Consider the following 26430-nt stretch of genomic DNA (forward strand, 5'->3'; position numbering starts at 1 on the left):
ATTCACACAACCAGAAAGGCAACCCATGACCACGTCAAGCACATCAACGGAGACCGCGGTCGTCGTCGGCGACGTCAACGCAGTCGAATTGGAAGACTGGGGCCCACTGCCCGAGGCCACCGGTGAACCCATGGCGACGGCAGGTAAGAAGCTGTGGACCGGCGATGGAATCCGGGAGTTCGGCATCTGGAAGTGCGCGCCCGGCCCGTCGCGGTGGGTGTTCGAGACCCACGAGAGCATCACAGTGCTGTCGGGCCGGATGACGGTCACCGAGGACGGCGGCGAGCCCTATGAGGTCAAGGCAGGCGACAGCGCCGTCTTCCCGAAAGGCTGGACCGGCAACTGGGACATCCACGACACGATCCTGAAGGTCTACACAGTCTTCTGAGCTGGTCTCCCTCGGCCGGTCGGGTACCACTGGACCCGGCCGGCCGACGGCCGCTTCCGTCGAATTTCGAGGCCGATGTCGAGAACCTCGTCGCGGTTCCGTCCCAGGGGTGACGCGACCAACTAGGGTCGCGAACCTGAAGGGAGAACAACATGGCCAAGTATCTGCTCCTCAAGCATTATCGGGGCGCGCCTGCGGCCGTCAATGACGTGCCGATGGATCAGTGGGCGCCCGAAGAAGTCCAAGCTCACCTCAAGTACATGAACGATTTCGCGGCCCGGCTCGAAGCCAGCGGCGAGTACGTGGACAGCCAGGCCCTCGCCCCGGAAGGCGCATGGGTGCGTTACGACGGCGAAGGCAAACCTCCGGTGACGGACGGACCGTTCGCCGAGACCAAAGACCTGATCGCGGGCTGGATGATCATCGACGTCGACTCCTATGAGCGCGCAGTCGAATTGGCGGGCGAGCTGTCGGCCGCACCCGGCGCGGGCGGTAAGCCCATTCATGAGTGGCTGGAGGTCCGGCCGTTCTTTCACGCTGCGCCGACGGTCACCGATTAGATGACCGCGGTGGACGACGCGCGCCTGCGGGACTTGATCCCCGCGGTCTTGGCGACACTCGTCCGCCGCGGGGCAGACTTCGCGACTGCCGAGGACGCCGTTCAGGAGGCGCTGGTTCGAGCCGTTCGGACGTGGCCGGACCAGCCCCCTGACGACCCGAAGGCGTGGTTGATCACCACCGCCTGGCACTGTTTCGTCGATCTCGTTCGATCCGATGTCGCTCGGCGCCGCCGCGAAGACCAGGTTTCCTATGAACCACCGCCCGGGCCGACCGCAGCAGTGGACGACACGCTGGCGCTCTACTTCCTGTGCGCACACCCGAGCCTGAGCTCCGCGTCGGCCGTCGCCCTCACGTTGCGGGCTGTCGGCGGGCTCACCACGCGCCAGATCGCCCAGGCCTACCTCGTCCCGGAATCGACCATGGCGCAACGGATCAGCCGGGCCAAACGCACCGTCAGCGAGGTCCGGCTGGATCAGCCGGGTGACCTCCGCACGGTCCTGAAGGTGCTGTACCTCGTGTTCAACGAGGGGTACAGCGGCGATGTCGACCTCGCCGCCGAGGCGATCCGGTTGGCCAGGCAATTGGCCGCAGGCACCGACCATCCCGAGGTTGCCGGGCTGCTCGCGCTCTTCCTGTTGCACCATGCCCGGCGCGCGGCCCGCACGCGCGCAGACGGAAGCCTCGTGCCGTTGGCCGAGCAGGACCGCAGCCTGTGGCGGCGCGACCTGATCGCCGAGGGGGTGGACGTGCTCCAGCGCGCGCTGGCTCGCGACCGGCTCGGGGAGTACCAGGCGCAGGCCGCGATCGCGGCGCTGCACGCCGACGCGCAGCACGCGGATGAAACCGATTGGGTGCAGATCGTCGAGTGGTACGACGAACTCGTGCTGCTCACCGACAGCCCCGTGGTGCGGCTCAACCGCGCCGTTGCCGTCGGCGAGGCGGACGGACCGCAGGCCGGCCTCGCGGCGCTCGCCGAGCTCGACCCGGCGTTGCCCCGCCATACCGCCGCGGCCGCGTATCTGCATGAGCGCGCGGGCGAATTCGACACGGCGGTACGGCTTTACGTCGAGGCCGCCGCACAGGCGGACAACGTCGCCGAGCGTAATCACCTGACGCTCAAGGCGGCGACCCTGCGCACGCACAACAAATGAGGCCCCCGGGTTTCCCGGGGGCCTCATCGGTTGAGCGGTTTTAGAACGCGGCCTCGTCGAGTTCCATCACGTCGTTGTCGATGGTCTCGATGACCTGACGGGTGCTGGTCAGCAGCGGCAGGAAGTTCTTGGCGAAGAACGATGCGGCTGCGATCTTGCCCTCGTAGTAGGCGCGGTCATCCCCGGTGGCGCCGGCGTCGAGCTTCTCGATCGCCACCGCGGCCTGGCGGGCCAGCAGCCAGCCGAGCAGCAGGTCGCCGACCGACAGCAGGAACCGGACCGAGCCGAGGCCCACCTTGTAGATGCTGGCCTGGTCTTCCTGAGCGGCCATCAGGTACCCGGTCAGCGAGGCGGCCATGCCCTGGACGTCGGCCAGCGCGGTGGCCAGCAGCGCACGCTCGGTCTTCAGCCGGCCGTTGCCGGACTCGTTCTTGATGAACTGCTCGATCTCGCCGGCGACGTAGGCCAGCGCCTGGCCCTTGTCGCGAACGATCTTGCGGAAGAAGAAGTCCTGGGCCTGGATGGCCGTGGTGCCTTCGTACAGCGAGTCGATCTTGGCGTCGCGGATGTACTGCTCGATCGGGTAGTCCTGCAGGAAGCCCGATCCGCCGTAGGTCTGCAGGCTCTCGGTGAGCTTGGCGTAGGCCTGCTCGGAGCCGAAGCCCTTGACCACCGGCAGCAGCAGGTCGTTGACCTTGTGGGCGAGTTCGCCCTCGATGCCGTGCACGGCCTTGGCGACCGCCGCGTCCTGGAAGGTCGCGGTGTAGAGGTACAGCGCACGCATGCCCTCGGCGTAGGCCTTCTGGGTCATCAGGCTGCGACGCACGTCGGGGTGGTGGGTGATGGTGACGCGCGGCGCGGTCTTGTCCATCATCTGGGTCAGATCGGCACCCTGCACGCGCTCCTTGGCGTACTCAAGAGCGTTGAGGTAGCCGGTCGACAGGGTTGCGATGGCCTTGGTGCCCACCATCATTCGGGCCTGCTCGATGACGTCGAACATCTGCGCGATGCCGTTGTGCACCTCGCCGACCAGCCAGCCCTTGGCAGGCTTGTCGTGCTGGCCGAAGGTCAGCTCACACGTGGCCGAAACCTTCAGGCCCATCTTGTGCTCGACGTTGGTGACGTAGACGCCGTTGCGCTCGCCCAGCTCGCCGGTCTCGAAGTCGAACAGGTACTTCGGCACGAAGAACAGCGACAGACCCTTGGTGCCGGGGCCTGCGCCCTCGGGGCGGGCCAGCACCAGGTGGAAGATGTTCTCGAACAGGTCATCGGAGTCGGCGGAGGTGATGAACCGCTTCACGCCGTCGATGTGCCACGAGCCGTCGTCCTGCTTGACGGCCTTCGTGCGGCCCGCGCCCACGTCGGAACCGGCGTCGGGCTCGGTGAGCACCATGGTGGCGCCCCAGCCGCGCTCAGCGGCGATCTCGGCCCACTTCTTCTGCTCTTCGGTGGCCTGCTTGTAGAAAATGCTCGCGAAGCCCGGGCCGCCGGCGTACATCCACACGGCGGGGTTGGCGCCGAGGATGTGCTCGTGCAGGGCCCAGACGAGAGCCTTGGGCATGGCAACGCCGCCGAGCTCGTCTTCGATGCCTACGCGGTCCCAGCCGGCTTCCTGCACGGCGCGGACCGACTTCTTGAACGCCTCGGGCAGGGTGACGGTGTGGGCGTCGGGATCGAACACCGGCGGATTGCGGTCGCCCTCGGCGAACGAATCGGCGATGGGTCCCTCGGCCAGGCGAGCCATCTCGTTGAGCATCTCGCGGGCCGTGTCGGCGTCGAGGTCGCTGTAGTCGCCGGTACCGAGCGCCTTGTCCACGCCGAAAACGTCGAACAAGTTAAAGGCCTGGTCACGGACATTGCTCTTGTAGTGGCTCACAATTCCTCCTCGGTGAGAATGCCACTTGAGGTTGGGTACTCCGGATAAGTTACCCACCAGTAACTGGGGCCAACTATACCGTCCAGTAACTTCAACGCAAAGCGAACGCGAGCAATTTCCCTGGCCTAACCAACCCAGCGGTTGATCGAAGTTCGTACCAACCTCGCTTCAGCGCGCTGAGCTGCGCTTTTCCGCGATTGTGAGGATCATCACGAAGCTGCCCGCTAGGGTGAGCGGATGCGTCGGATCGCCGTGTGGGGCACAGGCAATATGGGGGCAACCGCGATCCGGTCGGCGGTCGCGTTTCCGGGCCTTGAACTGGCCGCCGTCATCACCTCATCGCAGGACAAGGCGGGTCGGGACGCCGCGACGTTTGCCAGGCTCGATCAGGCGACCGGCGTCACGGCCACCGACGACATCGACGCCGCGCTGGCCGAATGCGACGCCGTGGCCTACATGTCCTCCGGCGACATCCGGCACGAGGAGGCGATCGCGGAAATCGCGCGTTGCCTACGTTCTGGCAAACATGTGGTGACCCCGTCGCTGTACTCGCTCTACGACCCGGCCTCGGCGCCGCCCGAGTGGGTCGAGCGGCTCACCGACGCCGCCGTGGCAGGCAACGCCGCGCTGTTGGTCAGTGGCGTCGACCCGGGTTGGGCCAACGACGCCCTCGCGGTGACGGCCGCAGGGTTGTGCACGCGCATCCGGTCCATCCGGTGCCAGGAGATCTTCGACTACTCGACCTACAACCAACCGCACGCCGTTCGGGTGCTGTGCGGGTTCGGCGGTTCGATGGACGACGTCCCGATGATGCTGCTGCCGTCGATCCCGACCATGGTGTGGGGCGGCAATGTGCGGCTGATCGGCCGCGGTCTGGGTATGGAGATCGACGACATCACCGAGAAGGTCGAGCGGCTGCCGCTCGACGAATCCGTCGACAACGTGCTCGGCCGCTTCGAGAAGGGCACCCAGGGGGCCTTCCGGGTGCAGGTCATCGGCTGGTCGCAGGGCGTCGAACGAGTCGTCGTCGACCACATCACCCGCATCGACCCGGCCTGCGCACCGGAGTGGCCGCAACCCGACCAGGGCGTCGGCGATCACCGGGTGATCATCGACGGTGACCCGCAGCTGAGCATCGTGGTGCGCGCCGACGTGCCGGGCGGCACCAGGGCCGACGGCGGCAACACGACCGCGGCCAACCGGCTGCTCGGTGCGATCGACTGGCTGGCCACGCAGAAGCCCGGGATCTACGACGGACTCGACGTGCCGTTACACCCACCGCTGCCGGCCGAGGTCGAAGCGACGCGCTGGGCCTGACATATGTCTGCCGAGCTCAGTTCTCGGCATCGGGCAGCTGGCCCACGAGGTACTCCGCGAGCCCGCCGATGGTCGGATAGTCGAACACCGCGGTCGCGTTGATCGTGAACTTGCCGCCGAACTGACTGTGCAGCCGGTTGCGGAGTTCGATCGCCATCAGTGAGTCCGTGCCGAGGTCGAGGAATCGGCTCGTCGCGGCGGGTGGTTGCGCGAGGCGCAGGAAGTTCTGCACCTCCCGCTGGAGGAACTCGGTCACGAAGCCGGCGCGCTGCGGCACCGGTATGTCCATGAGCTTCTTGAGCAGCTCACTGTCACCGGTGACCTCGCCGACGGCACTCGGCAGCACCAGGTCGAGGATCGGTGGCCGTGAACTGCCGAGCACCTTCGCGGCCCGCTGCCAGTTGGCCTTGAGAACCGTGGCTTGGCCCGTTCCGTTGGCGACGACCTCAGACAGTGCGCTCAACGCGGCCGACGGTTCCAGTGGAATCAGGCCCTGCGCACTGATATTGGCGGTCGCGGCCTCCGACGACGCCATGCCGCCCTGCGCCCATGGGCCGAAGTTGACGCCCGTTGCGGGCAATCCCTGCGCCCTTCGCCGCGCGACGAGGCCGTCGAGCAGTGCGTTGGCCGTCGCATAGTTGGACTGACCGGGCGAACCGAACAGACTCGACACCGAGGACGAGACGATGAAGAAGTCCAGCTCGTCGTCGTTCGTCAACCGGTCGAGGTGTAGAGCCCCGAAGGCCTTGGGCGACAGCGTGGTCCGGAACCGCTCGAGGTCCTGCTGACCCAACAACGCGTCATCGAGCACACCGGCCAGATGAGCTATGCCGGCGAGCGGCGGCAACTCCGCGCGGATCCGCTCCAAGAGTTCGGCAACCTCGGACTCCTCGCCCACATCGGCGGTGAAGACGTGGATGCGGGTCTTGTAGCGGTCGGTGATCTCGTCGATGACCTGTTGCGTGTCGGCGTCAGCAGCACGCCGGCTCGTCAACACGATGTCACCGGCACCGCGCTGCGCCAGGTACGACGCGGTGTGCAGGCCAATCGCGCCGAGCCCGCCGGTGATCAGGTAGCTGCGATCGGGCCGGGGCTGCAGTGGATTCGGGATCTGCACGACGATCTTGCCGATGTGCCGCGCCTGCTGCATGCGACGGAATGCGGTCCTCGCCTCGGTCAGCGGGTAGATCTCGGCGGGCAGTGGCTTCCAGGTACCGCCGGCAAGGCCCTCTGACACCTCGGTGAGCAAGTCGCGAATACGGTCGGGTTCGGTGAACATCACCGTGTCCAGCGCGACGATCTCGTAGGCGATGTCGGGCCGGGCCTGCGACATCTGCTCCGGTGACCAGATGTCGCGCTTGGCGATCTCGGCGAAGCGTCCGTTCTGGGCGGTGGCCTTCAGCGTCGCCTCGATGAAGCCCTCGCTGGTCAGGCTGTTCAGCACCACGTCCACGCCGGCGCCGCCGGTGTCAGCCAGGATCTGGTCGGCGAACTCCGTTGTGCGCGAGTCGTAAACGTACTTCACGCCCAGCGTGCGCAGCGTCGCACGCTTGAACGTGCTGGCCGTGGCGAACACCTCGGCCCCGCATTGCTGGGCCATCTGGATGGCCGCCAGCCCCACACCGCCGCTCGCGGCGTGGATGAGCACCTTGTCGCCCGGCTTCAGTTGTGCCCAGTCGAACGCGAGCCGGACCGTCAACGCCGCGGCGGGAATGGTCGCGGCTTCGACCGCGCTCACCCCGTCCGGGATCGGCGCCAGGAACTGGGCGGGCACGTTGAACCGGCTGGAGAACGCGCCCTGCATGGATCCGTAGACGCGCTGGCCCGCTTCGACTCCGGTGACGCCCTCGCCCAATTGCGTGACGACGCCGGCGAAGTCGCCACCGATCGGGCCCGGGTCGCCGGGGTACAAGCCGAGGACGTTGAGCACGTCGCGGAAGTTCAGGCCGGCTGCTTCGACGCGGACCTGCACGTAGCCCTCGTCCGGTGGCGGCACGTCCTTCTCGGTGATCCGGAGGTTGTCGATCGCGCCGCGTTCGGTGGGCGCCAGGGCGTAGTCGCCGCCGCGTGGCACCGTGAGGTTGCCGCTGCGTGCCCACGGCAGCAGGCGCGAGGCGAGCAGTTTTCCTTGGCGCACCGCGAGTTCCGGTTCCTCCACCGGCGTGGCCAACAGATCGGTCAGCGCTCGTACGGCCTCGGGTGAGCCGTCGCAATCGACGAGCCTGGCGCGCAGCGCAGGTTCCTCGTTGATCGTGGTGCGGCCGAAACCCCACAGCGACGCCTGCACGGGGTCGACCGGCTCGCCCGACTCGGTGGCCACGGCACGTTCGGTGACGATCCACAGGCCGTTGGGAAGCTTCAGGCCGCCCTGCACGGTGTGCACGGCGTCGAGAAGGTTCGCGATCTCCGCTTCGAGCCGGGCCGCGGCCTCGGCGCTGGACTCCGCGGCGGCCGGACCGGCGGCGCGCCACACGACGCCGGAGAACGGCACACCACGTTCAGTGGCCTGAGCCAGCACCTGTCCCAGTCGCTCGGAAACGCTGCTCGCGTCGAATGGGATGCACCCCGGCACGTTCGCGGCCAGTTCGTCGAATCCGGCGATCAGCCAGGTGCCGCCGGGCGTGCCGGTCTCATCGGCCTGCGGCGGCGAAACCTCATGCCAGCCGAGGGTGTAGAGCAATCGCGTGGCATCGCCGCCGAGGCCGCGCAGCAGCGCCTCGCGCGGTGCGCGTTTGACCGTGAACTCGCGGATGCCGCCCAGATGACGGCCATCTCGGTCGAGGTAGTCGAGATCGAACACCTGAGTTTCGCTGTCGAGGGCGCTTTCATGCCAGCGTGCCCGGCAGTAGAACCGCCGAGGCATCTTCTCCTTCAACGTCACCTGCCCGTACCGCAGCGGCAGGAACAGGTCGTTGACGCCCTGTTCGGCCGCGAGAAGTGCGGGGAATGCGGGGAAGGCGACCCCGGTGCACAGGTCCATCAGCACCGGGTGCATCGGCTCCGACCCGAGTTGTTCGGCGAGTTCCTCCCCGACGAGGATGTCGCCGACGGCCTCGCCGTCACCGAGCCACAGCGACTTCAGCGAACCGGACCACGTTGGGCCCCAGGCCAGTTCCAAGTCGGCGAAGGTCTCGAACAGCTCCTGCGGACGCATGCGATTCATCCGCTCGATCGCTTCGTCGATCGGCGCCGCGTCCTCGGCGGCGGGCTCGTCGCCGTCGTCGGCGGCACCGCTCACGACGGTTCCCTCGGCGTTCAACGACCATTCGGCGCCGCGTTCGCCGTACGGACGGCTGTGCACCTGGAACTTCCACTCCCCGTCGTGCACGGGATGCAGCGTCAGCTGCACCTCACGAGACGCCTTCTCCGGCAGGATGATCGGCTCGTAGAAGAAGACGTCTCTGGCGTGCGCCGGGGTTCCGACCGCGGCCAGCGCCATGGCGGCATACGTCGCGCCGGGCACGACGACGGTGCCGTAGATGACGTGATCGGACAGCCACGGCTGCGACCTGACCGACAGTCTGCTGGTGTAGATCGAGTCGCCGGACGCCAGATCCTTGCCGCTGCCGAGGATTCCCGACCCGGCGGGGCCGTCGACCGTGATGGCCGCGGACTTGGGCCAGAAGCGGCGGCGCTGGAACGGATAGGTCGGCAATTCCAGCTTGCGGCCGGACCGGCGGTGCAACGCAGCGAAATCCGGTCGGTGACCGCCGACGTAGGCCGCGGCCAACGCATCGGCGATCTGGCGCCGATCATCGATACCCTTGCGCAGCGAGACGATCGCCCGCGGCGCGGGCAGGTGCTCGGGCCAGACCTGCACGGCTGCCCCGGTCAGCACCGGTTGCGGACCGATCTCCATCAAGACCGAGCAGCCAAGCGCCGCCACGGTGCGCACACTCTCCGCGAACTGGACCGGCTGGCGGGAATGGCGCCGCCAGTATTGAGCGTCGATCGGGTTCTGGGCCGTGAGGACGGCGCCGGTGCGGTTGCAGACCAGCGGCAACGTGGGGGCATTGAACTGCAGCTGCGCTGCGAAGGATTCGAACTCGTCGAGCACCGGATCGAGCAACTCCGAGTGGAAGGCGTGGCTGGTCTGCAGCCACGTGCAGCGGATCCCCTCGTCCTCGAACTTGGCGACCGCTCGCTCGAGGTCCTCGGCTGGGCCGGACAGCACGGTGTTGGGTCCGTTGTAGGCACCGACCGACACACGCGGGAATTCGCCCGCGATCGTCTCGACGTGCTTGGCGTCGCTGAAGACCGCGACCATGCGCCCGCCGTCGGGGAGGCTGCCGAACAACCGGCCGCGCTCGGCGATCAGCCGTGCGCCGTCTTCGAGGCTGAACACTCCGGCCACGCATGCCGCCGCGTACTGGCCCACGCTGTGGCCCAGCACCACGTCGGGTTCGATACCCCAGGACTGCCACAGCCGGGCCAGGCCCATCTCGACGGCGAAGAGTGCCGGTTGCGCAAAGGACGTGTGCCGCAGGCGGTCTCCGAGCTCGCGATCGGTGGCGAACATCACGTCGAGCAACGGGTGGGGCAAGATGCCGTCGACCGCGTCGGCGCAGCGTTTCACGGTTTCGGCGAAAACCGGCTCGGCGTCGAACAACTCACGCGCCATCCCGGGATACTGGCTGCCCTGTCCGGTGAACAGCCACGCGGTCGTCGGGTGGTGTGTGTGCTCACCGCGCACGACACCAGGGCGCGTGCGGTTCTCGGCCAGATCGTCCAGCCCCTGACGCGCGCGCTCGATCGAGTCCACCACCAGCGCGGCGCGATGCTCGAAGTGCGAGCGGCCCGTGCCCGCGGTGCGGCAGACGTCGGCGAGGTCGACATCGGGGTGGGTACCGAGCCAGGCGCCATACCGCCGCGCCAGTTCGACGAGTGCTTCCGGTGACCGCCCGGACAGGGCGAGGACATGGACGGGAGCGTGGGCGTCGGGCTCCGTGGGCTCGGGGGTTGCCGCGTCGTCGGCGGCCGACGGCGTCGGGGGCTCCTCGATCAGCACGTGCGCGTTGGTGCCGGTGAATCCGAAGGAGCTGACGCCCGCGCGGCGTGGTCTGCCGTTGGCCTGTCACGGAACGGCCTTGTCGAGCACGCGCACCGGCAGGGAATCCCACGGGATGTGGGGCGACGGATTGTCGAAGTGCAGGCTCTGTGGCAACACCTCGTGCTGCAACGACAGCACGACCTTGATCAGACCCGCTGCGCCCGAAGCGGATTCGGTGTGACCAATATTGGTCTTGACCGATCCCATGAGCAGTGGCCGGTCCGCCTCCCGCGCGTCGCCGTAGGCGGCCGCGGCCGCCTGAACCTCGATCGGGTCACCCAGCGGGGTGCCCGTCCCGTGTGCCTCGAGGTAATCGACATCGCCGCCGGTCCAACCCGCACGAGCCAACGTCGTCCCGATAAGGCGTTGCTGCGCACCACCATTGGGAACGGTCAACCCACTGGATGCGCCGTCCTGGTTGACCGCGCTTCCGGGGATGACCGCGCAGATACGGTCCCCGTCACGCTGTGCGTCGCTGAGCCGCTTGAGTACGAGAATGCCGCAGCCCTCACTGCGCACGTAGCCGTCCGCGGAGGCGTCGAACGTCTTGCAGCGCCCGACGGGGGAGAGCATTCGCGCACGTGATGCGGCGACGACCGTCACCGGGCTCAGCAGGACGTTCACCCCGCCGGCCAAGGCCAGATCGCAATCGCCGGCATGCAATGCCTGGCAGGCCTGGTGGACCGCGACCAACGCCGAGCTGCACGCGGTGTCGACTGCCACTGCGGGGCCTTCGAAACCCAGCGCGAAGGCAACGCGCCCGGAGATGGCGTTGAGGGCGTTGCCGGTGATGAAGTACGGCTCGATCTTGTCGATGGATTCCGACGACAGCAGGTGCGCGTACTCGTTGGCGGCCACGCCTGCGAAGATGCCGGTTCGGCTGCCGCGCAGTGCGGACGGCGCATAGCCGGCTCGTTCGAGGCCCTCCCACACCGTTTCGAGCATCAGCCGCTGCTGGGGTTCGATCCAGACGGCCTCGCGCGGGGATATGCCGAAGAACTCCGGGTCGAATCCGTCTATACCGTCGAGGAATCCGCCGAAGCGCGTGTAGGTCTTGCCCGCGGTCTCCGGATCGGGGTCGTAGAACTCGTCGATGTCGAAGCGATCTTCCGGAACCTCCCGGATCGCGTCGATACCGCCGGACAGCACCTCCCAGAAGGCTTCCGGGTTGGGTGCGCCGGGGAATCGGCACGACACCGCCACGACCGCGATCGGTTCGTCCGTGCGCGTCGTGGCCGTCGACACAGGCTTCTTCGCGGATGCCTGGTCGTTGAGGCCGAGCACCTCCCCGAGCAGGTAGTCGGCCACGTCGGAGATCCGGGGGTGATCCATCACCAGCGTGATGGGAATCTCGTGGCCCACACCCTGTTCGATGCGGCGCCGCAACTCGACGGCCATCAGCGAATCCATGCCGAGGTCGAAGAACCCGGCGTCCTCACGGATTTCCGCGTCGTCGACCCGCGTCACCTCCGCCACCGCGGCACGCAGGTGATCGGTGAGAAGTTTCTTGCGTTGCTGCACCGGGGCATTGGTGAGCCGCTCGACCAGTTGGGTCTTACCCGAAGGGGTCGCGGTCGGCGCCGTGGGCGTCGACAGGGCGGGCACCTCGCGCTCCAACTCCGACAGGAACGCCCGTCGCCCCGCCTGCTGGTAGAGCGGCAGGAATCGGGCCCAGTCGATCCTGGCCACCACTCCTTGGACCGGACCGGCCGCCTCGGCGGCCGATACGACGTCTGCCAGGCCCGCGAGGGCATCGGCCGGAGCCAGTGTGCGAATCCCGCGCTGTTCCAGGCGCGCACGGGCCTCCGCGTCGGCCATACCGGCCGACCACGGACCGAAGTTGACGCTGATACCGGCGATACCCTGCTCACGCAGCCGCCAGGCCAGCCCGTCGAGGAACGCGTTCGCCGCACTGTACGCGGTCTGGCCGTATCCACCCCAGACCGAGGCGATCGACGAGGTGTTGATGAAGAAGTCGAGCTTCAGGTCGGCGGCGGCCTCGCTCAAATGCCAGGCACCCCAGACCTTTCCGGCGAACACTCGATCCACCTCGGCTTGTTGCGAGTCGAAGTCGAGGTCGCCGAGCGGCGTGGTGCCGATCTCACCGGCGGCATGGACGATACCGGCTAGCGGCGGCAGCTCAGCCTGGATGGTGGTCAGCAGACGCGCGACGTCGTGCGCGTCGGCGACATCGGCGGTGATCACCCGGAATTCGCAGTCGTATTGTGCGGCCAGCGCGTCGATGTGTTGTGCGGTCTCGCCGGGCGCGCGTCGGCTGGTCAAGACCACGTGCTTCGCACCGTGCCCGGCCAGGTAGCCGGCGATCTCCTTACCGATCGAACCCAGGCCGCCGGTCACCAGGTAGGTTGCGTCATCGCGCAGTTCGAGCGGAGCGCCGGTCGGTTGGTCGCCTCGTCGGACCAGCCGGGGCACGTGGACCGCGCCATCGCGCACTGCGATCTGGTCTTCCCTGGCCGAGGCGCGCGGCGCCGAGATGGCATCGACGATCCGGGACCATTCGTCGGCCGTACCTCCGGAGAGATCGGCGAGTCCGCCCCATACCTGCGGAAGCTCGAGCGCTGCGGCCCGACCGAAGCCCCACAGGCAGCTCTGATCCGGTGACACGGTGTCGGTGTCGGTGACCCGCTGTCCGCCGCGGGTCACCATCCAGATCGGTGCGCTGACCTCTGCTGCGACGGTGGCGCGGAAGAGACGCCTTGTCCCGCCGAGGATTCGGTGCTGCATCCGCAGCAGCGATCGCATCGAGGGGACGGCCTTGGCGCTCTGGTCCGCATCGACAGCCGCGACATGAAGGATGCGCAGGCTCCCGCCGTCCGCCGCGGCGGCGCGCAGCGCGTCGGCGAGCCGTTGCTCGTCGGCGTCTGATGCCGGCAAGCCGAGGAATCGATGCTGCTGACCGAGTGCGGTGAGCGTGTCGACCAACGGCTGCACCGCCGGGGACTCATCACCGACGATGATCCAGGTGGCTTTGGTGTCTGCGTCCGTAGCGGTGCGCGGAGCCTGGAACTTCTCCCAACGGAACTCGTAGCGGCCGTCTGCGATGGATTGCGTTGTTCGTTGCCGATTGTGCTGTTGCGCAAGCTTTCTCAACACCGCGAGGGTTTGATGATCGCCGTCGGTACCGTCGAGCAGCGCCGCGAGTTCCTCGATCTTGCCGTCCTCGAGAAGCTGCACGGCCTGGGTGCGTGCGGCGACCGGTGCCTGCGGGGTGATGCTCTCCCGCTCACCGTTTCGGTTGTCGGAGAACCAGTACTGGCGGCGCTCGAACGGATAGGTGGGCAGGTCGAGCTTTCGTGCGTGCGGCTGCCGGAAGGCAGCGAAGTCGGGCACGTGGCCCAAAACGTACGCGTCGGCGACGGCTTCGATGATCTGCCGATGATCGGCGGTGTTGCGGCGCATCGACGTGATGGCGCGCGGCGCGGTGGCCGGGTCGGGCCACGCGCTCAGCGCGGTCGCCGTGAGCACCGGCCGCGGGCCGATCTCGATCAGCACCTTGCAGTTCAGCTCGGACAGGGTGCGCACGCTCTTGGCGAATTCGACCGGTTGGCGGGCATGCCGGCGCCAGTAGGCACCATCGAGTTTCACGCTCCTGCCGAGCGCGGCACCGGTGCGGTTGTCGATGAGAAGCCGTTGCGGCGCGTTGAACGTGAACTGCCCGGCGTACGCCTCGAATTCGTCGAGGATCGGGTCGAGCAGCGCGGAGTGGAACGCGTGGCTCGTGTCGAGCCAGTCGCACCGGATGCCGTCGGCGGCAAGTCCGGCGACGGCCTTCTCCAGGTCTGGTGCGGGGCCCGACAGCACGGTGTTGGCGCCGTTGTAGGCGGCGACGGAAAGCGCCGGGTACTCGTCGGTGAGGCTCTCGACCCGCTCGGCGGCGGCGAACACCGCAACCATCCGGCCACCCGCCGGCAGGCTGCCGAACAACCTGCCGCGTTCGGCCATCAGCCGCGCGCCGTCCTCCAGGCTGAACACGTCGGCCACGCAGGCCGCCGAATACTGCCCGACGCTGTGGCCCAGCACCACGTCCGGATCGAAGCCCCACGACTGCCAGAGCCGCGCCAGGCCCATCTCCACCGCAAACAGGGCGGGCTGCGCGTAGGACGTTTGCCGCAGAGTCTCTTCGGCATCTGCACTGTCGAGATCGAAAATGACGTCCAGCAACGGTTTTTCGAGTACGCCGTCGACCGCGGCCGCGCAGCGCTTCAGCGTCTCGGCGAACACCGGCTCGGTGTCGAACAATTCCCGTGCCATGCCGGGGTACTGGCTGCCCTGACCGGTGAACAGCCACGCCGTCTTCGGGGTGTCGTGGGATTCTCCGCGAACCAGGCCGGGCGCCGGGCGGTCGTCGGCGAGCGCGCCGAGCAGCTCGATCGCGGAATCTCGCGAATCGACCACCAGTGCGGCGCGGTGCTCGAGGTGTGCCCGTCCCACGCCGGCGGTGAAGCACACGTCCGCCAAGGTGGCCTGCGGGTGTGTGCGCAGCCAGTCCCGGTATTGCGCGGCGATCTGCACCAACGCGGCGGGCGTACGCGCGGACAGCGGAAGGACGCTGAACCGCGCAGCCGCGGCGGCATCCGGCCCGGGTTTCTCGGCCGGATCCGATTCCGCGGCAGGCGGTTCGGGAGCTTCCTCGATGATGACGTGTGCGTTCGTCCCAGCGAACCCGAATGAGCTGACACCCGCGATGCGGGGCCTGCCGTTGCGTGTCCACGGAACGGTCTCCTTCACCACCTCAACCGGCAGGCGGTCCCACGGGATGTGCGGAGACGGGTTCTCGAAGTTGAGGTGCTTCGGCAAAGTCTCGTTCTCGAGCGACAGGATGACCTTGATGACGCCTGCGATGCCCGCGGCTGCTTCGAGGTGTCCGATGTTCGTCTTCGCCGAGCCGATCAGCAGCGGTTGGCCGGGATCGCGCCCGGCGCCGAGCACCGCACCCGCGGCCTGGGCCTCGATCGGATCGCCCAGCGATGTCCCGGTGCCGTGCGCCTCCAGGTATGTGATGTCGCGAGGCTCCAGATCGGCACGTTTCAAGGCATCGGCGATAACCCGTTGCTGGGCAACACCATTCGGCACCGTCAGACCACCCGAGGCGCCGTCCTGGTTGATCGCGCTGCCGCGGATCACCGCCCGGATGCGGTCACCGTCGCGAACCGCGTCTTCGAAGCGCTTGACGACGATCACGCCGCATCCTTCGCCGCGCACGTAGCCGTCCGCCGCCGCGTCGAAAGTCTTGCACCGCCCGTCGGGCGCCAACATGTGCGCGCTGGAGAACGTGATCATCGTCGCGGGAGTCAGCAGGACGTTCGCGCCACCGGCCAGCGCGAGGTCACATTCGCCCAACTGCAGCGCCTGGCACGCTTGATGTATCGCCACGAGCGACGAGCTACAGGCTGTGTCGACGGCGACTGCAGGACCCTGCAGGCCCAGCCGGTAGCTGATCCGGCCGGCTGCGGCAGCATTCGAGGTGCCGATGGCCATGTAGGCCTCGATCTCGGGATAGGTCAGCTCGTCGGATGCCATGCCCAGGTAGTCGTGGGTCGCCAGACCGACGAAGACACCGGTGTTCGTGTTCGCGAGAGCTGTTGGCGCGGTACCCGAATGTTCCACCGCGCGCCACGCAGTCTCCAGCAAGATGCGGTGCTGCGGGTCCATGAGCCTGACCTCGCGTGTCGACATGCCGAAGAACGGCGCGTCGAATCCGGTCACGTCATCGACGAAACCCGCGCGGCGGGTTACGACCTTGCCGGGCGCGCCGGGCTCCGGGTCGAAGAATTCATCGACGTCCCAGCGGTCATCGGGAATTTCCGACACCGCGTCGCGACCCTCGCGTAACACGTCCCAGAACCCGTCGGCGTCCGGCGCCCCCGGGAAACGCGCTGCGTAGCCGACGATGGCAAAGCGGGGAGGCTCGTTCGGAAGTTCGGCGGAAACCATTAGAGGCCCCTTCCCTCTGACGTTACGCTCCGGTAACTTACTCGGCGGTCAGGTTAGCGGCAAGGGGCACAAAAAATTGCACCCGTTGCGAAATGTGTCTTCCAGAGGACCCCCGTCGACGCACACTATGGCACGTGAACCTCAGGTATGCGAGGCTTCGTTTCCAGTGTCGGGCAAAGGGGTAGGTTGGGCGCCGCTACGTGAGATGCCGGATCGGGGGACCGGCCGAACTGGGAGGACCGCGTTTTGCGCATCGGGAAGATAACTGTTGGCGCACTTGATGAATGGTCGTTGAGCCCGGGCTCGGTCACCTCGTGGCACCCGACAGCGGCGGCTCAGGAAATCGCGAGCCGGGCTCCGGTCAGCTCCGTGCCGGTTAGCTACATGCAGAGCCAACATCTACGTAATTACCGTGATCGGAGTGCCGCGGGACTGAACTTCTCCCGGCAGATCATCGCGAGCTGTGAGGTGCCTGGGCAATGTGACATCGCGGCCATGGACCATGCCGTCAATGCGTACCTCCGTCGCCACGACACATTCCGCAGCTGGTTCGAAGAGACCGACTCTGGCAAATTCGTCAGGCATAGCATCGAGGATCCGGCTGATATTGAATTCGTGGCCGTCGATCACGGTCCCATGACGGTCGACGAAATACGCGAACACGTCGTCGCGATCCCCAATCCATTGGAATGGGGCTGCTTCACCTTCGGAATTATCCAGAACGACAATTTCTTTACATTCTTCGCGGCCATGGATCACGTGCACGGCGATGCGACGTTGATCGGCACGACGATGATGGAAGCCAATGGCATGTATTCGGCGCTGAGTGGCAGCGGTCAGGCCCTTTCCCTGCCCGATGCCGGTAGCTTCGACGATTTCTGTGTCCGCGAACGCGAATACGCTTCGGCGCTGACCCTGGATTCGCCCGGTGTGCGCGCATGGCTCGACTTCGCCGAGAACAACAGCGACGGCTTCCCGGAATTCCCGCTCCCCCTGGGTAACCCGCATGAGTCGACGCGAAGTGACATGACGTCAGAACTCCTGATGGACGCGGCCCAGACGGAACGGTTCGAATCAGCGTGCACGGCGGCAGGCGCACGCTTCGTCGGCGGCTTGTTCGCCTGTCTGGGCCTGGTGGAACATGAGTTCACCGGTGCACTCACGTATTACGGGCTCACCCCGCGGGATTCGCGCAAAGCCGGCGACAATTTCATGACGCAGGGTTGGTTCACCGGCCTGATTCCGATCACCGTTCCGGTTGCCGCGACCTCTTTCGGTGAGGCCGCCTGGGCAGCGCAGTCCTGTTTCGATTCGAGCCTCGACATGGCGAGAGTTCCGTATTACCGCGTACTGGAGCGCCGTGGTTGAACTGGCCACGACCGAACTTCCCGGTGTCGAACTTCTTGCACGGCGGTGCGGCGCCGCTAAACGCCATCCTCGCCGCGGCCGACATGGGCCTCGCGAACAACATCGGCATCTACCCGGACGGGCGGTTCTCCTACCAGCTGACGATCTACATCTTCCGCTACGGCGAAGGCACGGCCATGGCGATCATGCATCCGGACAACCCGATCGCGAGGAAATCGGTCACCCGATACCTGAACGCGATGAAGTCCGTGTCTTCGCGGGTTGCTGACGTCGGGCACTGGGGACGCGTCGCGTAGCGGGGAGCAAAACGATGGCGATGGATTTTCCGCGATGCACCCCGGCGCGAGGGTGAGGACGATATGCGACGGCTAGCTGATCTCGTGGTGCGATGGCCCTGGGCGGTAATCGGGGTGTGGGTCGCGATGCTGATCGCCCTGCCGCTGTCGTTTCCGTCGCTGGGCGAGATGGCCCAGAAACATCCTCTCGCCGTTCTTCCCAGCGATGCGCCGTCGAGCGTCACCGCGCAGAAGATGACCGAAGCCTTCCAGGAACCCGGCAACGACAACCTTCTCCTGGTCGCGCTGATCAATGAAAACGGGCTGGAACCCGCCGACGAGGCGGCCTACCGCAAACTCGTCGACGCTCTACGCGACGATCAGGCGGACGTCGTGTCCGTGCAGGATTTCCTCAACACTCCACAACTGAGGCAATTCCTCACGAGCGAGGACAAGACGACATGGGTCTTGCCGGTGAGCCTCGAAGGCGAGCTCGGGACGCCGCGCGCGTTCGAGTCGTTCAACCGAGTGGCCGAAGTCGTCAAGACCAGCACCGCGGGCAGCCCGCTGGAAGTGCACCTGACGGGTCCGGCGGCCACCGTCGCCGATCTCACCGTCGCAGGCGAGACGGACCGTCTGCCGATCGAGATCGCGATTGCGGTGCTCGTGCTCGGTGTGCTGTTGCTCGTCTACCGCAGTGTCGTCACGATGCTGTTGCCATTGGTGACGATCGGGTCGTCGCTGCTGATCGCGCAGTCACTGGTGTCGGGCTTCTCCCAACTGACCGGTGCGGGAGTCTCCAACCAGTCGATTGTGTTCCTGAGCGCGATCATGGCCGGTGCGGGCACAGATTATGCGGTCTTCCTCATCAGCCGCTATCACGACTACCTGCGGATGGGCGCCGACTCCGATGAGGCGGTCAAGAAGGCGATGATGTCGATCGGGAAGGTGATCGCCGCATCCGCCGCCATGGTGGGCATCACCTTCCTCCTGCTGAGCTTCGCCAAGATGGGCGTGTTCAGAACGGTGGGCGTGTCGTCGGCGATCGGTATCGGCATCGCGTTCCTTGCCGGCGTGACGTTGCTGCCCGCGATCCTGACGCTGGCCGGACCGCGCGGATGGGTCAAGCCCCGGCGCGAACTGACCGCCGGCTTCTGGCGGCGGTCCGGGATCCGGATCGTGCGCCGCCCGGTGCCGCATCTTGCTGCCAGCCTGCTGGTGCTGGCACTGCTTGCCAGCTGCGCGATTTTCGCGGAGTACAACTACGACGACCGCAAGGTGGTGTCGCCGTCGGCGCCGAGCTCGATCGGATATGCCGCCGTGGAACGCCATTTCCCCATCGCGCAGTCCATCCCCGAATACATCCTGATCCAGTCGCCGCGCAGTCTGGTCAATCCCCGGTCCCTCGCCGATCTGGAGCAACTGGCCTCGCGTGTCGCGCAACTGCCGGACGTCGGTCTGGTCAGCGGCATCACCCGGCCCCTCGGGGAAGTGCCCGCCGAGTTCCGGGCCACGTTCCAGGCCGGCATCGTCGGTGACCGGCTGGCCGATGGCTCCGCCCAGATCGGCCAGCGCACCGGCGACCTCAACAGGCTGGCGGCCGGCGCCGACACGCTCGCCGACAGCCTGGCCGACGTCCGCGCCCAGATCAACCAGATCGCCCCCAGCCTCGCGAGCATGGTGAACGCGTTCTCCTCGGTTCGCACCGAATACGGCGGGGACAAGCTGGTGCGCGACGTCGAGACCGCGGCCAAGCTCGTGCAGAGCGTCAATGCGCTCGCCAATTCGATGGGCGTCAACTTCCGCGCGGTCAAGGACATGTTCGGTTGGATCGGCCCGGTCCTCACCGCGCTGCAAGGCAATGCGGTCTGCGATGCCAATCCCTCCTGCCGCGACACCCGCATGCAGTTCCAGCGGCTGGTCGACGCGAACAACGACGGCAGCCTCGACCAGATCAACCAGCTCGCGCAAGAACTCCAGGGCGTTGATGACGCGCAGTCACTCAACTCGACGATGAAAAGCCTGAACACCGCCCTCGCCAGCGTCAACAAGGCCGTCAACGCCATGGGGCTGAACAAGCCCGGCGGCCCGCAGGCGGGCTTGAAGGACTTGCAGCAGGGCGCCAACCGCCTGGCCGGCGGCAGCCGGGAAGTGGCAGGTGGCGTCGACGAACTGGTCAAGCAGGTCAAGGTGATCGCGGCCGGGCTGAATGAGGCATCGGCGTTCCTGTTGACCATGCGGCACAACGCCGCGGATCCGTCGCAGGCCGGGTTCAACATTCCGCCGGAAGTGCTGGGTCTGGCCGACTTCCAGAAGGCTGCCTCGGCCTACGTGTCGCCGGACGGCCGCTCGGTGCGCTATCTGGTGCAAACCAAACTCAACCCGTTCAGCTCCGACGCGATGGACCAGGTCAATCAGATCCAGGACATCGCCCGCGGGGCCCAGCCGAACACCACGCTGGCCGACGCCACGATTTCGATGGGCGGGTTCCCTGCGGCACTGCGTGACACCCGCGACTACTACCAGCAGGACATCCGGTTCATCATCGCCGCGACGCTCATCGTCGTCCTGCTGACCATGATGTTGCTGTTGCGGGCGGTCATCGCGCCGCTCTATCTCGTCGGTTCCGTGGTGGTCTCGTACTTCGCGGCGATCGGTATCGGGGTCCTGGTGTTTCAAGTCTTCCTCGGCGAGCAGCTGCATTGGAGCGTGCCTCCGCTGGCCTTCGTGGTCCTGGTCGCGGTGGGGGCCGACTACAACATGCTGCTGGTGTCGCGAATGCGCGACGAGTCTCCGAACAGCATGCGGTACGGCATCATTCGCACGCTCGGATCGACGGGCGGTGTGATCACCGCGGCGGGGTTGATCTTCGCCGCGTCGATGGGTGGTCTGTTGTTCTCCAGCATCGGCATGGTGGTCCAAGGCGGATTCCTGATCGGCGTGGGCATTTTGCTGGACACGTTCGTGGTGCGCACCATCACGGTGCCCGCCATCGCGACCCTCGTCGGTAAGGCGAACTGGTGGCCATCGAGGTTGGAGTCGCGGAAGCCCCGCGCACGGCCGCCGGCCGAGAGTGCGTCGGCAGTTGCCGAGTGAGCGGGCACACGTCATGTATGTGAAACTACGAACCGAAGCGGGCGATCAGGAGTGGCCATGAAGAAACTCCTTGCAGGACTTGCAGTGTTGATGACGACCAGCGTCAGCGGGGCGTTCGGCGTCCTTGGGACTGCGTCGGCCGATGAGACGCTGCTGCCCCCGCCACCGCCGCCTCCCGGCGGCCCGGCTGCTGGGACGCCGGAAAACCCAGGGACCGCGTACGCCTTGGGCGGCGCTCACGTCCTCGGGATTCCGTACGACGAGTACATCCGTATGACGGGCGAGCACTGGTTCCCCGGCATGAGGCGGACGAAGGTCGACTACCCGGCAGGTCAGGTTCAGGGGCACACCCTGGAACGGATATTCCCCGGTATCGGTGCGCTCGGAGAGCAGATCTATCCCGGCATCGGTCTCGACGGGCCGGACATCGGCGAGTCGGTCGACGAGGGGGAGGGAAACCTCGACGCAGCGATTCGCAACGGTGGCAAGGGAACAGCGATGGGGCTGTCCGAGGGAGCGCTCGTGGTCAACGCCGTGAAAGCGCGTCTGGCCAACGATCCGACCGCTCCGCCGCCGGATCAACTCAGCTTCGCGACGTTCGGTGATCCGATTGCCAAGCACCCGTTCGGCGAGAGTTTCCTGACCCAGAACTTTCCCGTCGGCAGCGTCGTGCCGTCTATGGACTACCGCATACCGGCTCCCGTGGAAAGCCAGTACCACACGGATCAATTCATCTCCGCCTACGACAGCATCGCCGACTGGCCGGACCGGCCCGACCACTGGATGAGCGTGATCAACTCGATCGCCGGGTTGGCCACCGGTCACACCGCGATCGCGTTTACCAATCCGAGCAATGTTCCGCCGCAGAACATCAGGACCACGGTCAACTCCAGGGGCGGGACGACGACGACGTACCTGGTTCCCGAGGAGCACCTGCCGCTGGTGCTGCCGTTCAAGTACCTCGGCTACGACCAGGGCACGCTCAACAAGCTCGACGCGGTGTTGCTGCCCATGGTGGACGCGGGTTATTCGCGCAACGACAATCCGGCGACCGCACCGATCACGGTGGACCCGGTGAACGGCTTCGACCCGGCGGAGGTGACCGCACCGGCCAACGAGGCGACCTTCGGCGGCGGCACCGATCCGATGTCCGAGCTGGTCAACACCGCCCTGTCGCTGCTGAACCCGCAAGGGGGTGGCTCGTGATGTCCACCCAGTCAACGATTCTCTCGATGCTGCACGGGCGTGCCAGCCTGCGCCCCGACGCCGAGGCCTTCACGTTCACCGACTACACCCATGATCCGGACGGTGTCTCCGAGACCCTGACCTGGTCGCAGCTGTCTCGGCGAACGATGAATGTCGCACGCGAGATCAGTGCGCACGGTTCAGCCGGTGATCGGGCGGTGATCCTGGCGCCCCAGGGCCTCGAATACATCCTGGCGTTCCTGGGATCCATGCAGGCCGGACTGATCGCGGTTCCGCTGCCACTGCCTCATCGCGGTTCGAGTCACGACCGGGTGAGTGCGGTGTTCGCCGATACCGCGCCGTCGGTTGTTCTCACGACGTCCTCGGTCGCCCAGGATGTCGGCGACTATGTGGATCAGTCCCGCCTGGACACCGCACCGAAGATCGTCCAGATCGACTCGTTGGATCTCGATGCCCGAGACGGATCAGACGCTCCGAGTCTCGGCGTTGTCGAGTACCCGGATACGGCGTATCTGCAGTACAGCTCGGGTTCCACGCGGCTGCCGACCGGTGTGATGATTTCGCATCGCAACCTACAGGCCAATTTCGAACAGTTGATGCGCTGCTTCTTCTCGGATGCAGACCGGACGTCGACGGCGAACGCGACGATCGTGTCGTGGTTGCCGTTCTACCACGACATGGGCCTCGTACTGGGTGTCTGCGCACCGATCCTGAGCGGCTATCGCGCCGTGTTGACGAGTCCCGTTGCGTTCCTGGAGAAGCCGGCCAGATGGGTACGAGCGCTGGCCGAGAACGCCCATTCGTTCTCGGCAGCGCCCAATTTCGCCTTCGACCTCGCGGCTCGCAAGACCAGGGACGCGGATCTGGCCGGGCTCGACCTGGGCGGCGTGGTGGGCATCATCAACGGCGCCGAGCGGGTCGAACAGGCCACCTTGGAGCGTTTCGCAGATCGGTTCGCCCACTTCGATTTTCGGGATCACATGCTGCGTCCGTCGTACGGACTGGCTGAGGCGACGGTATTCGTGGCCACCGGTACGTGGAGCGAGTCGTCGGACGTCGACAGCTTCGATGCCGACGAACTCTCTGCCGGCAGGGTCCGGCGGTGCGAATCCGGAACCGGCACTGCGCTGGTCAGATACAACCTGCCGCAGTCACCGATGGTGCGCATCGTCGACGTCGAGTCGCGCCGGGAATGCGCGCAGGACGTGGTCGGCGAGATCTGGGTCCACGGCGACAATGTCGCGGCCGGCTACTGGAGCCGCTCACCGGAGGAACAGCAGTGCTTCGGAGCCACACTCGTCGACCCCACGCCCGGCACGCCTGACGGACCCTGGCTGAAAACCGGTGACCTGGGCTTCATCTCGGATGGTGCGCTGTTCATCGTCGGGCGCATCAAGGATCTGCTGATCATCCGCGGACGGAATCACTACCCCGAGGACATCGAGGCCACGGTCCAACAGATCACCGGTGGCCGGGTTGCGGCGATCTCGGTGCCGGTGAACAGCACCGAGAAGCTGGTGACCGTGGCCGAGGTGAAGAAGCGGGAAGAGTCGACCGTCGAGGCGGTGCACTGGCTCAAGGAGATCAAGAGCAATGTCACGTCCGCGATCTCCAACGCGCACGGGTTGAATCTCGGGGATCTCGTCCTCGTGTCTCCGGGATCGATTCCGACGACCACGAGTGGCAAGGTTCGGCGTGCTGCTTGCGTCGAGCAGTACCGGCAGGACGAATTCACCCGGTTGGACGCCTGAGCGCGCTCAGAGACCGGCGAACCCCACAGCGAGCAGCACCAAGCCGACAGCGGCCAGCAGGACGGCCACCCCGCGGCGGCGCCGTGCCTGCAGCCAGTCGTTCAGTGCCGTCAGGGTCGCGCGGGTGCGGTCCGGCGCGACCAGGAATGAGATCAGCGGGATCTCGACGAGCCCGAACGCCACCACGTTAAACAGCAGCAACGCGCCGACCTGGGTCGCGGCCGCGGCGCCGGACGCGACGATGAGCGCCAGGGCCGCGAGATAGTCGACCGACGGCAGCGCGATACCGAGGCCCGCCGCGCCCGCCGTCCACAGCGAACGGCCGTTGAGCAGTTGCCGGGCGCGCGTCGCGAGCAGCCCCGGTTCCCGGGGCCCGGGTTTGCGCTCCAACACACCCGCAGCGACCACCGCAGCGGTCACGAGCACCACCACGCCGACCACGATCTGCACCCTGGGCAGGGTGAAATGTGCTGATCCCAACGCGGGTCGCAGCAGGAACAGCACGATGACGCCCACCGCGGTGCCCATCGCGAACCCGCCTGCCAGGAAGGTCAGCAATTGCAGCAGCGGACGGGGCCGGTTGAGCATCACGACGGTCATCCCGATCCGAAACGGTTCCAGGCTGACCGCAATGGCCATCGCGAGCAGCGGGATCCACATGATGCGGGTCAGGTTACCGGCAGCCGGGTCGGAGGCAGTTGCGTTCACAACGATTCCGAACCTGGCAGGCGCACACCCGCACGTGTGAAGATGGAGGTGCTATGAGCGCAACAGATCTGAGCCCGACATCGCTGCGTGAGGCGTTCGGCCACTTCCCGACCGGTGTCATCGCGATCGCGGCGGAGGTGGAGGGCACCCTGGTCGGCCTCGCCGCCAGCACGTTCGTGCCGGTGTCCCTGGATCCGCCGCTGGTCTCGTTCTGCTTGCAGAACTCCTCGACCACGTGGCCCAAGCTCAAGGATCTGCCGTCGCTGGGCATCAGCGTCCTCGGCGAGTCTCACGATGCGGCCGCGCGCACCCTGGCAGCGAAGACGGGGGACCGGTTCGCCGGCCTGGAGACCGAGTCACGCGAAACCGGCGCCGTGTTCATCCACGGCACCAGTGTCTGGCTGGAGAGCACAATCGAACAACTGGTGCCGGCCGGCGATCACACCATCGTCGTGCTGCGGGTCAGCGATATCACCGTGCACGACGACGTGGCACCAATCGTGTTCCACCGCAGCACGTTCCGCCGGCTTGGCGGCTAGCGCACCAGGCGGCTACGGACGCTGCGCGAGCTCTTCGCGATATCGAGCGATGCGCTCTTCGATCTCACTCGCATCAGCTGTGCGGCCCTCCTTGCGGGCCAACTGAGCCCGGGTCGACAACTCCCGGATCGCAGTGCGAATGTCGTTGACGCTGTGGGTATGTCCCATACTCATGAGCTGCCTTTCGACGGTGATTGGCTGCTGTGTCGAGCCTACGCGCGTCTCATACCCCAGTCCGCGAATGCGAAAACGACGGGACATACCTTTCTGAAGTTGTGAACACGGGGTTCGGCTCAGGGTTCGGCATCCCCTTCCATGCACTGTGCCGAACGTGCAGGCTTTTGCGCTCCCGAGCCGAGATCATCACAACAGGTTGCACGCTCGTCACAGCGATCAACCCACCACATACCGACAGACTCTTCGCGCAAGCGCTCGTCATCATCGCCGGAACAGCTTGTTGCCCAACCACACAATCGGGTCATACTTCCGGTCCACCACGCGCTCCTTCATCGGGATCAGCGCGTTGTCGGTGATCTTGATGTGCTCGGGGCACACCTCGGTGCAGCACTTCGTGATGTTGCAGAAGCCGAGCCCGAACTCGTCCTGAGCCATGTCCTTGCGGTCGAGCGTGTCGAGCGGGTGCATGTCGAGCTCGGCGACGCGCATGAGATACCGCGGGCCGGCGAATGCCTGCTTGTTCTCCTCGTGGTCGCGCACCACGTGACAGGTGTTCTGGCACAGGTAGCACTCGATGCACTTGCGGAACTCCTGCGAGCGCTCCACATCCACCTGCTGCATGCGGTATTCACCGGGCTGCAGTTCCTTCGGCGGGGTGAACGACGGGATCTCGCGTGCCTTCTCGTAGTTGAAGGACACGTTTGTCACCAGATCCCGCATCACGGGGAACGCACGAAGCGGGGTCACGGTGACGGTCTCGGCCGGGTCGAACGTCGACATCCGCGTCATGCACATGAGCCGGGGCCGGCCGTTGACCTCAGCCGAGCACGACCCGCACTTGCCTGCCTTGCAGTTCCAGCGCACGGCCAGGTCCGGGGCCTGGGTGGCCTGCAGTCGGTGAATGATGTCGAGCACCACCTCGCCGTCGTTGACCTCGACCGTGAAGTCCTGCAGGCCGCCGCCGGTGTCGTCGCCGCGCCAGACTCGCAGACTCGCTTCATAGGCAGCCATC

General features: G+C 66.5%; 12 protein-coding genes and 2 pseudogenes. 9 read left to right on the forward strand and 5 right to left on the reverse strand.

The window, feature by feature from the left end; genetic code table 11:
• The first annotated feature begins 25 nt into the window (after window positions 1-25).
• The 3 genes from AWC31_RS21665 to AWC31_RS21675 all read left to right on the forward strand — a co-directional run bounded on the left by AWC31_RS21665 (window position 26) and on the right by AWC31_RS21675 (window position 2100).
• On the forward strand, window positions 26-388 hold the full coding sequence (locus AWC31_RS21665; protein ID WP_085146041.1) for a cupin domain-containing protein: 363 nt from the start codon (window positions 26-28) through the stop codon (window positions 386-388).
• Window positions 389-540: 152 nt separating this feature from the next.
• The gene (locus AWC31_RS21670; protein ID WP_067848184.1) at window positions 541-948 is read left to right on the forward strand and encodes a YciI family protein; all 408 of its coding nucleotides are present in this window, start codon (window positions 541-543) and stop codon (window positions 946-948) included.
• Entirely contained in the window at window positions 949-2100 is a 1152-nt protein-coding gene (locus tag AWC31_RS21675) for an RNA polymerase sigma factor (protein WP_085146042.1), read from the forward strand.
• Between the two features lie 40 nt (window positions 2101-2140).
• Here the strand turns inward: AWC31_RS21675 and AWC31_RS21680 are convergent, their stop codons facing one another.
• The gene (locus AWC31_RS21680) at window positions 2141-3976 is read right to left on the reverse strand and encodes an acyl-CoA dehydrogenase (protein WP_067848179.1); all 1836 of its coding nucleotides are present in this window, start codon (window positions 3974-3976) and stop codon (window positions 2141-2143) included.
• A gap of 237 nt (window positions 3977-4213) precedes the next feature.
• On the opposite strand from AWC31_RS21680, the gene AWC31_RS21685 reads away from it, so the two are divergent.
• Window positions 4214-5293: an NAD(P)H-dependent amine dehydrogenase family protein gene (locus AWC31_RS21685; protein WP_085146043.1), complete on the forward strand. Its 1080-nt coding sequence runs from the start codon at window positions 4214-4216 to the stop codon at window positions 5291-5293.
• 16 nt (window positions 5294-5309) lie between these two features.
• On the opposite strand, the pseudogene AWC31_RS21690 reads toward AWC31_RS21685, so the two are convergent.
• Window positions 5310-16298, reverse strand: a pseudogene (locus tag AWC31_RS21690) (type I polyketide synthase).
• Between the two features lie 246 nt (window positions 16299-16544).
• Between AWC31_RS21690 and AWC31_RS21695 the strand changes: the two are divergent.
• The 4 genes and pseudogenes from AWC31_RS21695 (at window position 16545) to AWC31_RS21710 (ending at window position 23994) form a co-directional block, all read left to right on the forward strand.
• Window positions 16545-17962 (forward strand): annotated as a pseudogene (locus tag AWC31_RS21695) (condensation domain-containing protein).
• A 63-nt stretch (window positions 17963-18025) separates the two neighbouring features.
• Window positions 18026-21037 carry an MMPL/RND family transporter gene (locus tag AWC31_RS21700; protein ID WP_085146044.1) on the forward strand — a complete coding sequence of 1004 codons (3012 nt, stop codon included), beginning with the start codon at window positions 18026-18028 and terminating at the stop codon, window positions 21035-21037.
• A gap of 57 nt (window positions 21038-21094) precedes the next feature.
• Window positions 21095-22243 (forward strand): acyltransferase PE, encoded by a 1149-nt coding sequence (gene pe / locus AWC31_RS21705; protein ID WP_085146045.1) that lies wholly within the window; start codon window positions 21095-21097, stop codon window positions 22241-22243.
• Entirely contained in the window at window positions 22243-23994 is a 1752-nt protein-coding gene (locus tag AWC31_RS21710; RefSeq protein ID WP_085146046.1) for an AMP-binding protein, read from the forward strand. The genes pe and AWC31_RS21710 overlap by 1 nt, the downstream gene beginning before the upstream one ends.
• Before the next feature lie 6 nt (window positions 23995-24000).
• On the opposite strand, the gene AWC31_RS21715 is transcribed toward AWC31_RS21710, so the two are convergent.
• Window positions 24001-24654: a GAP family protein gene (locus AWC31_RS21715; protein ID WP_085146345.1), complete on the reverse strand. Its 654-nt coding sequence runs from the start codon at window positions 24652-24654 to the stop codon at window positions 24001-24003.
• Window positions 24655-24755: 101 nt separating this feature from the next.
• Between AWC31_RS21715 and AWC31_RS21720 the strand changes: the two genes are divergently transcribed.
• Window positions 24756-25241, forward strand: a complete 486-nt coding sequence (locus AWC31_RS21720; protein ID WP_085146047.1) for a flavin reductase family protein — start codon at window positions 24756-24758, stop codon at window positions 25239-25241.
• 12 nt (window positions 25242-25253) lie between these two features.
• On the opposite strand, the gene AWC31_RS21725 is transcribed toward AWC31_RS21720, so the two are convergent.
• Together AWC31_RS21725 and AWC31_RS21730 are read right to left on the reverse strand one after the other, a co-directional pair.
• Complete coding sequence (locus AWC31_RS21725; RefSeq protein WP_110775225.1) at window positions 25254-25415, reverse strand: hypothetical protein; 162 nt, start codon at window positions 25413-25415, stop codon at window positions 25254-25256.
• Between the two features lie 264 nt (window positions 25416-25679).
• Window positions 25680-26429 carry a succinate dehydrogenase/fumarate reductase iron-sulfur subunit gene (locus AWC31_RS21730; protein ID WP_067848152.1) on the reverse strand — a complete coding sequence of 250 codons (750 nt, stop codon included), beginning with the start codon at window positions 26427-26429 and terminating at the stop codon, window positions 25680-25682.
• Window position 26430: the final 1 nt, after the last annotated feature.

This window comes from Mycolicibacterium wolinskyi, assembly GCF_002101965.1.
Taxonomy (GTDB): Bacteria; Actinomycetota; Actinomycetes; order Mycobacteriales; family Mycobacteriaceae; genus Mycobacterium; species Mycobacterium wolinskyi.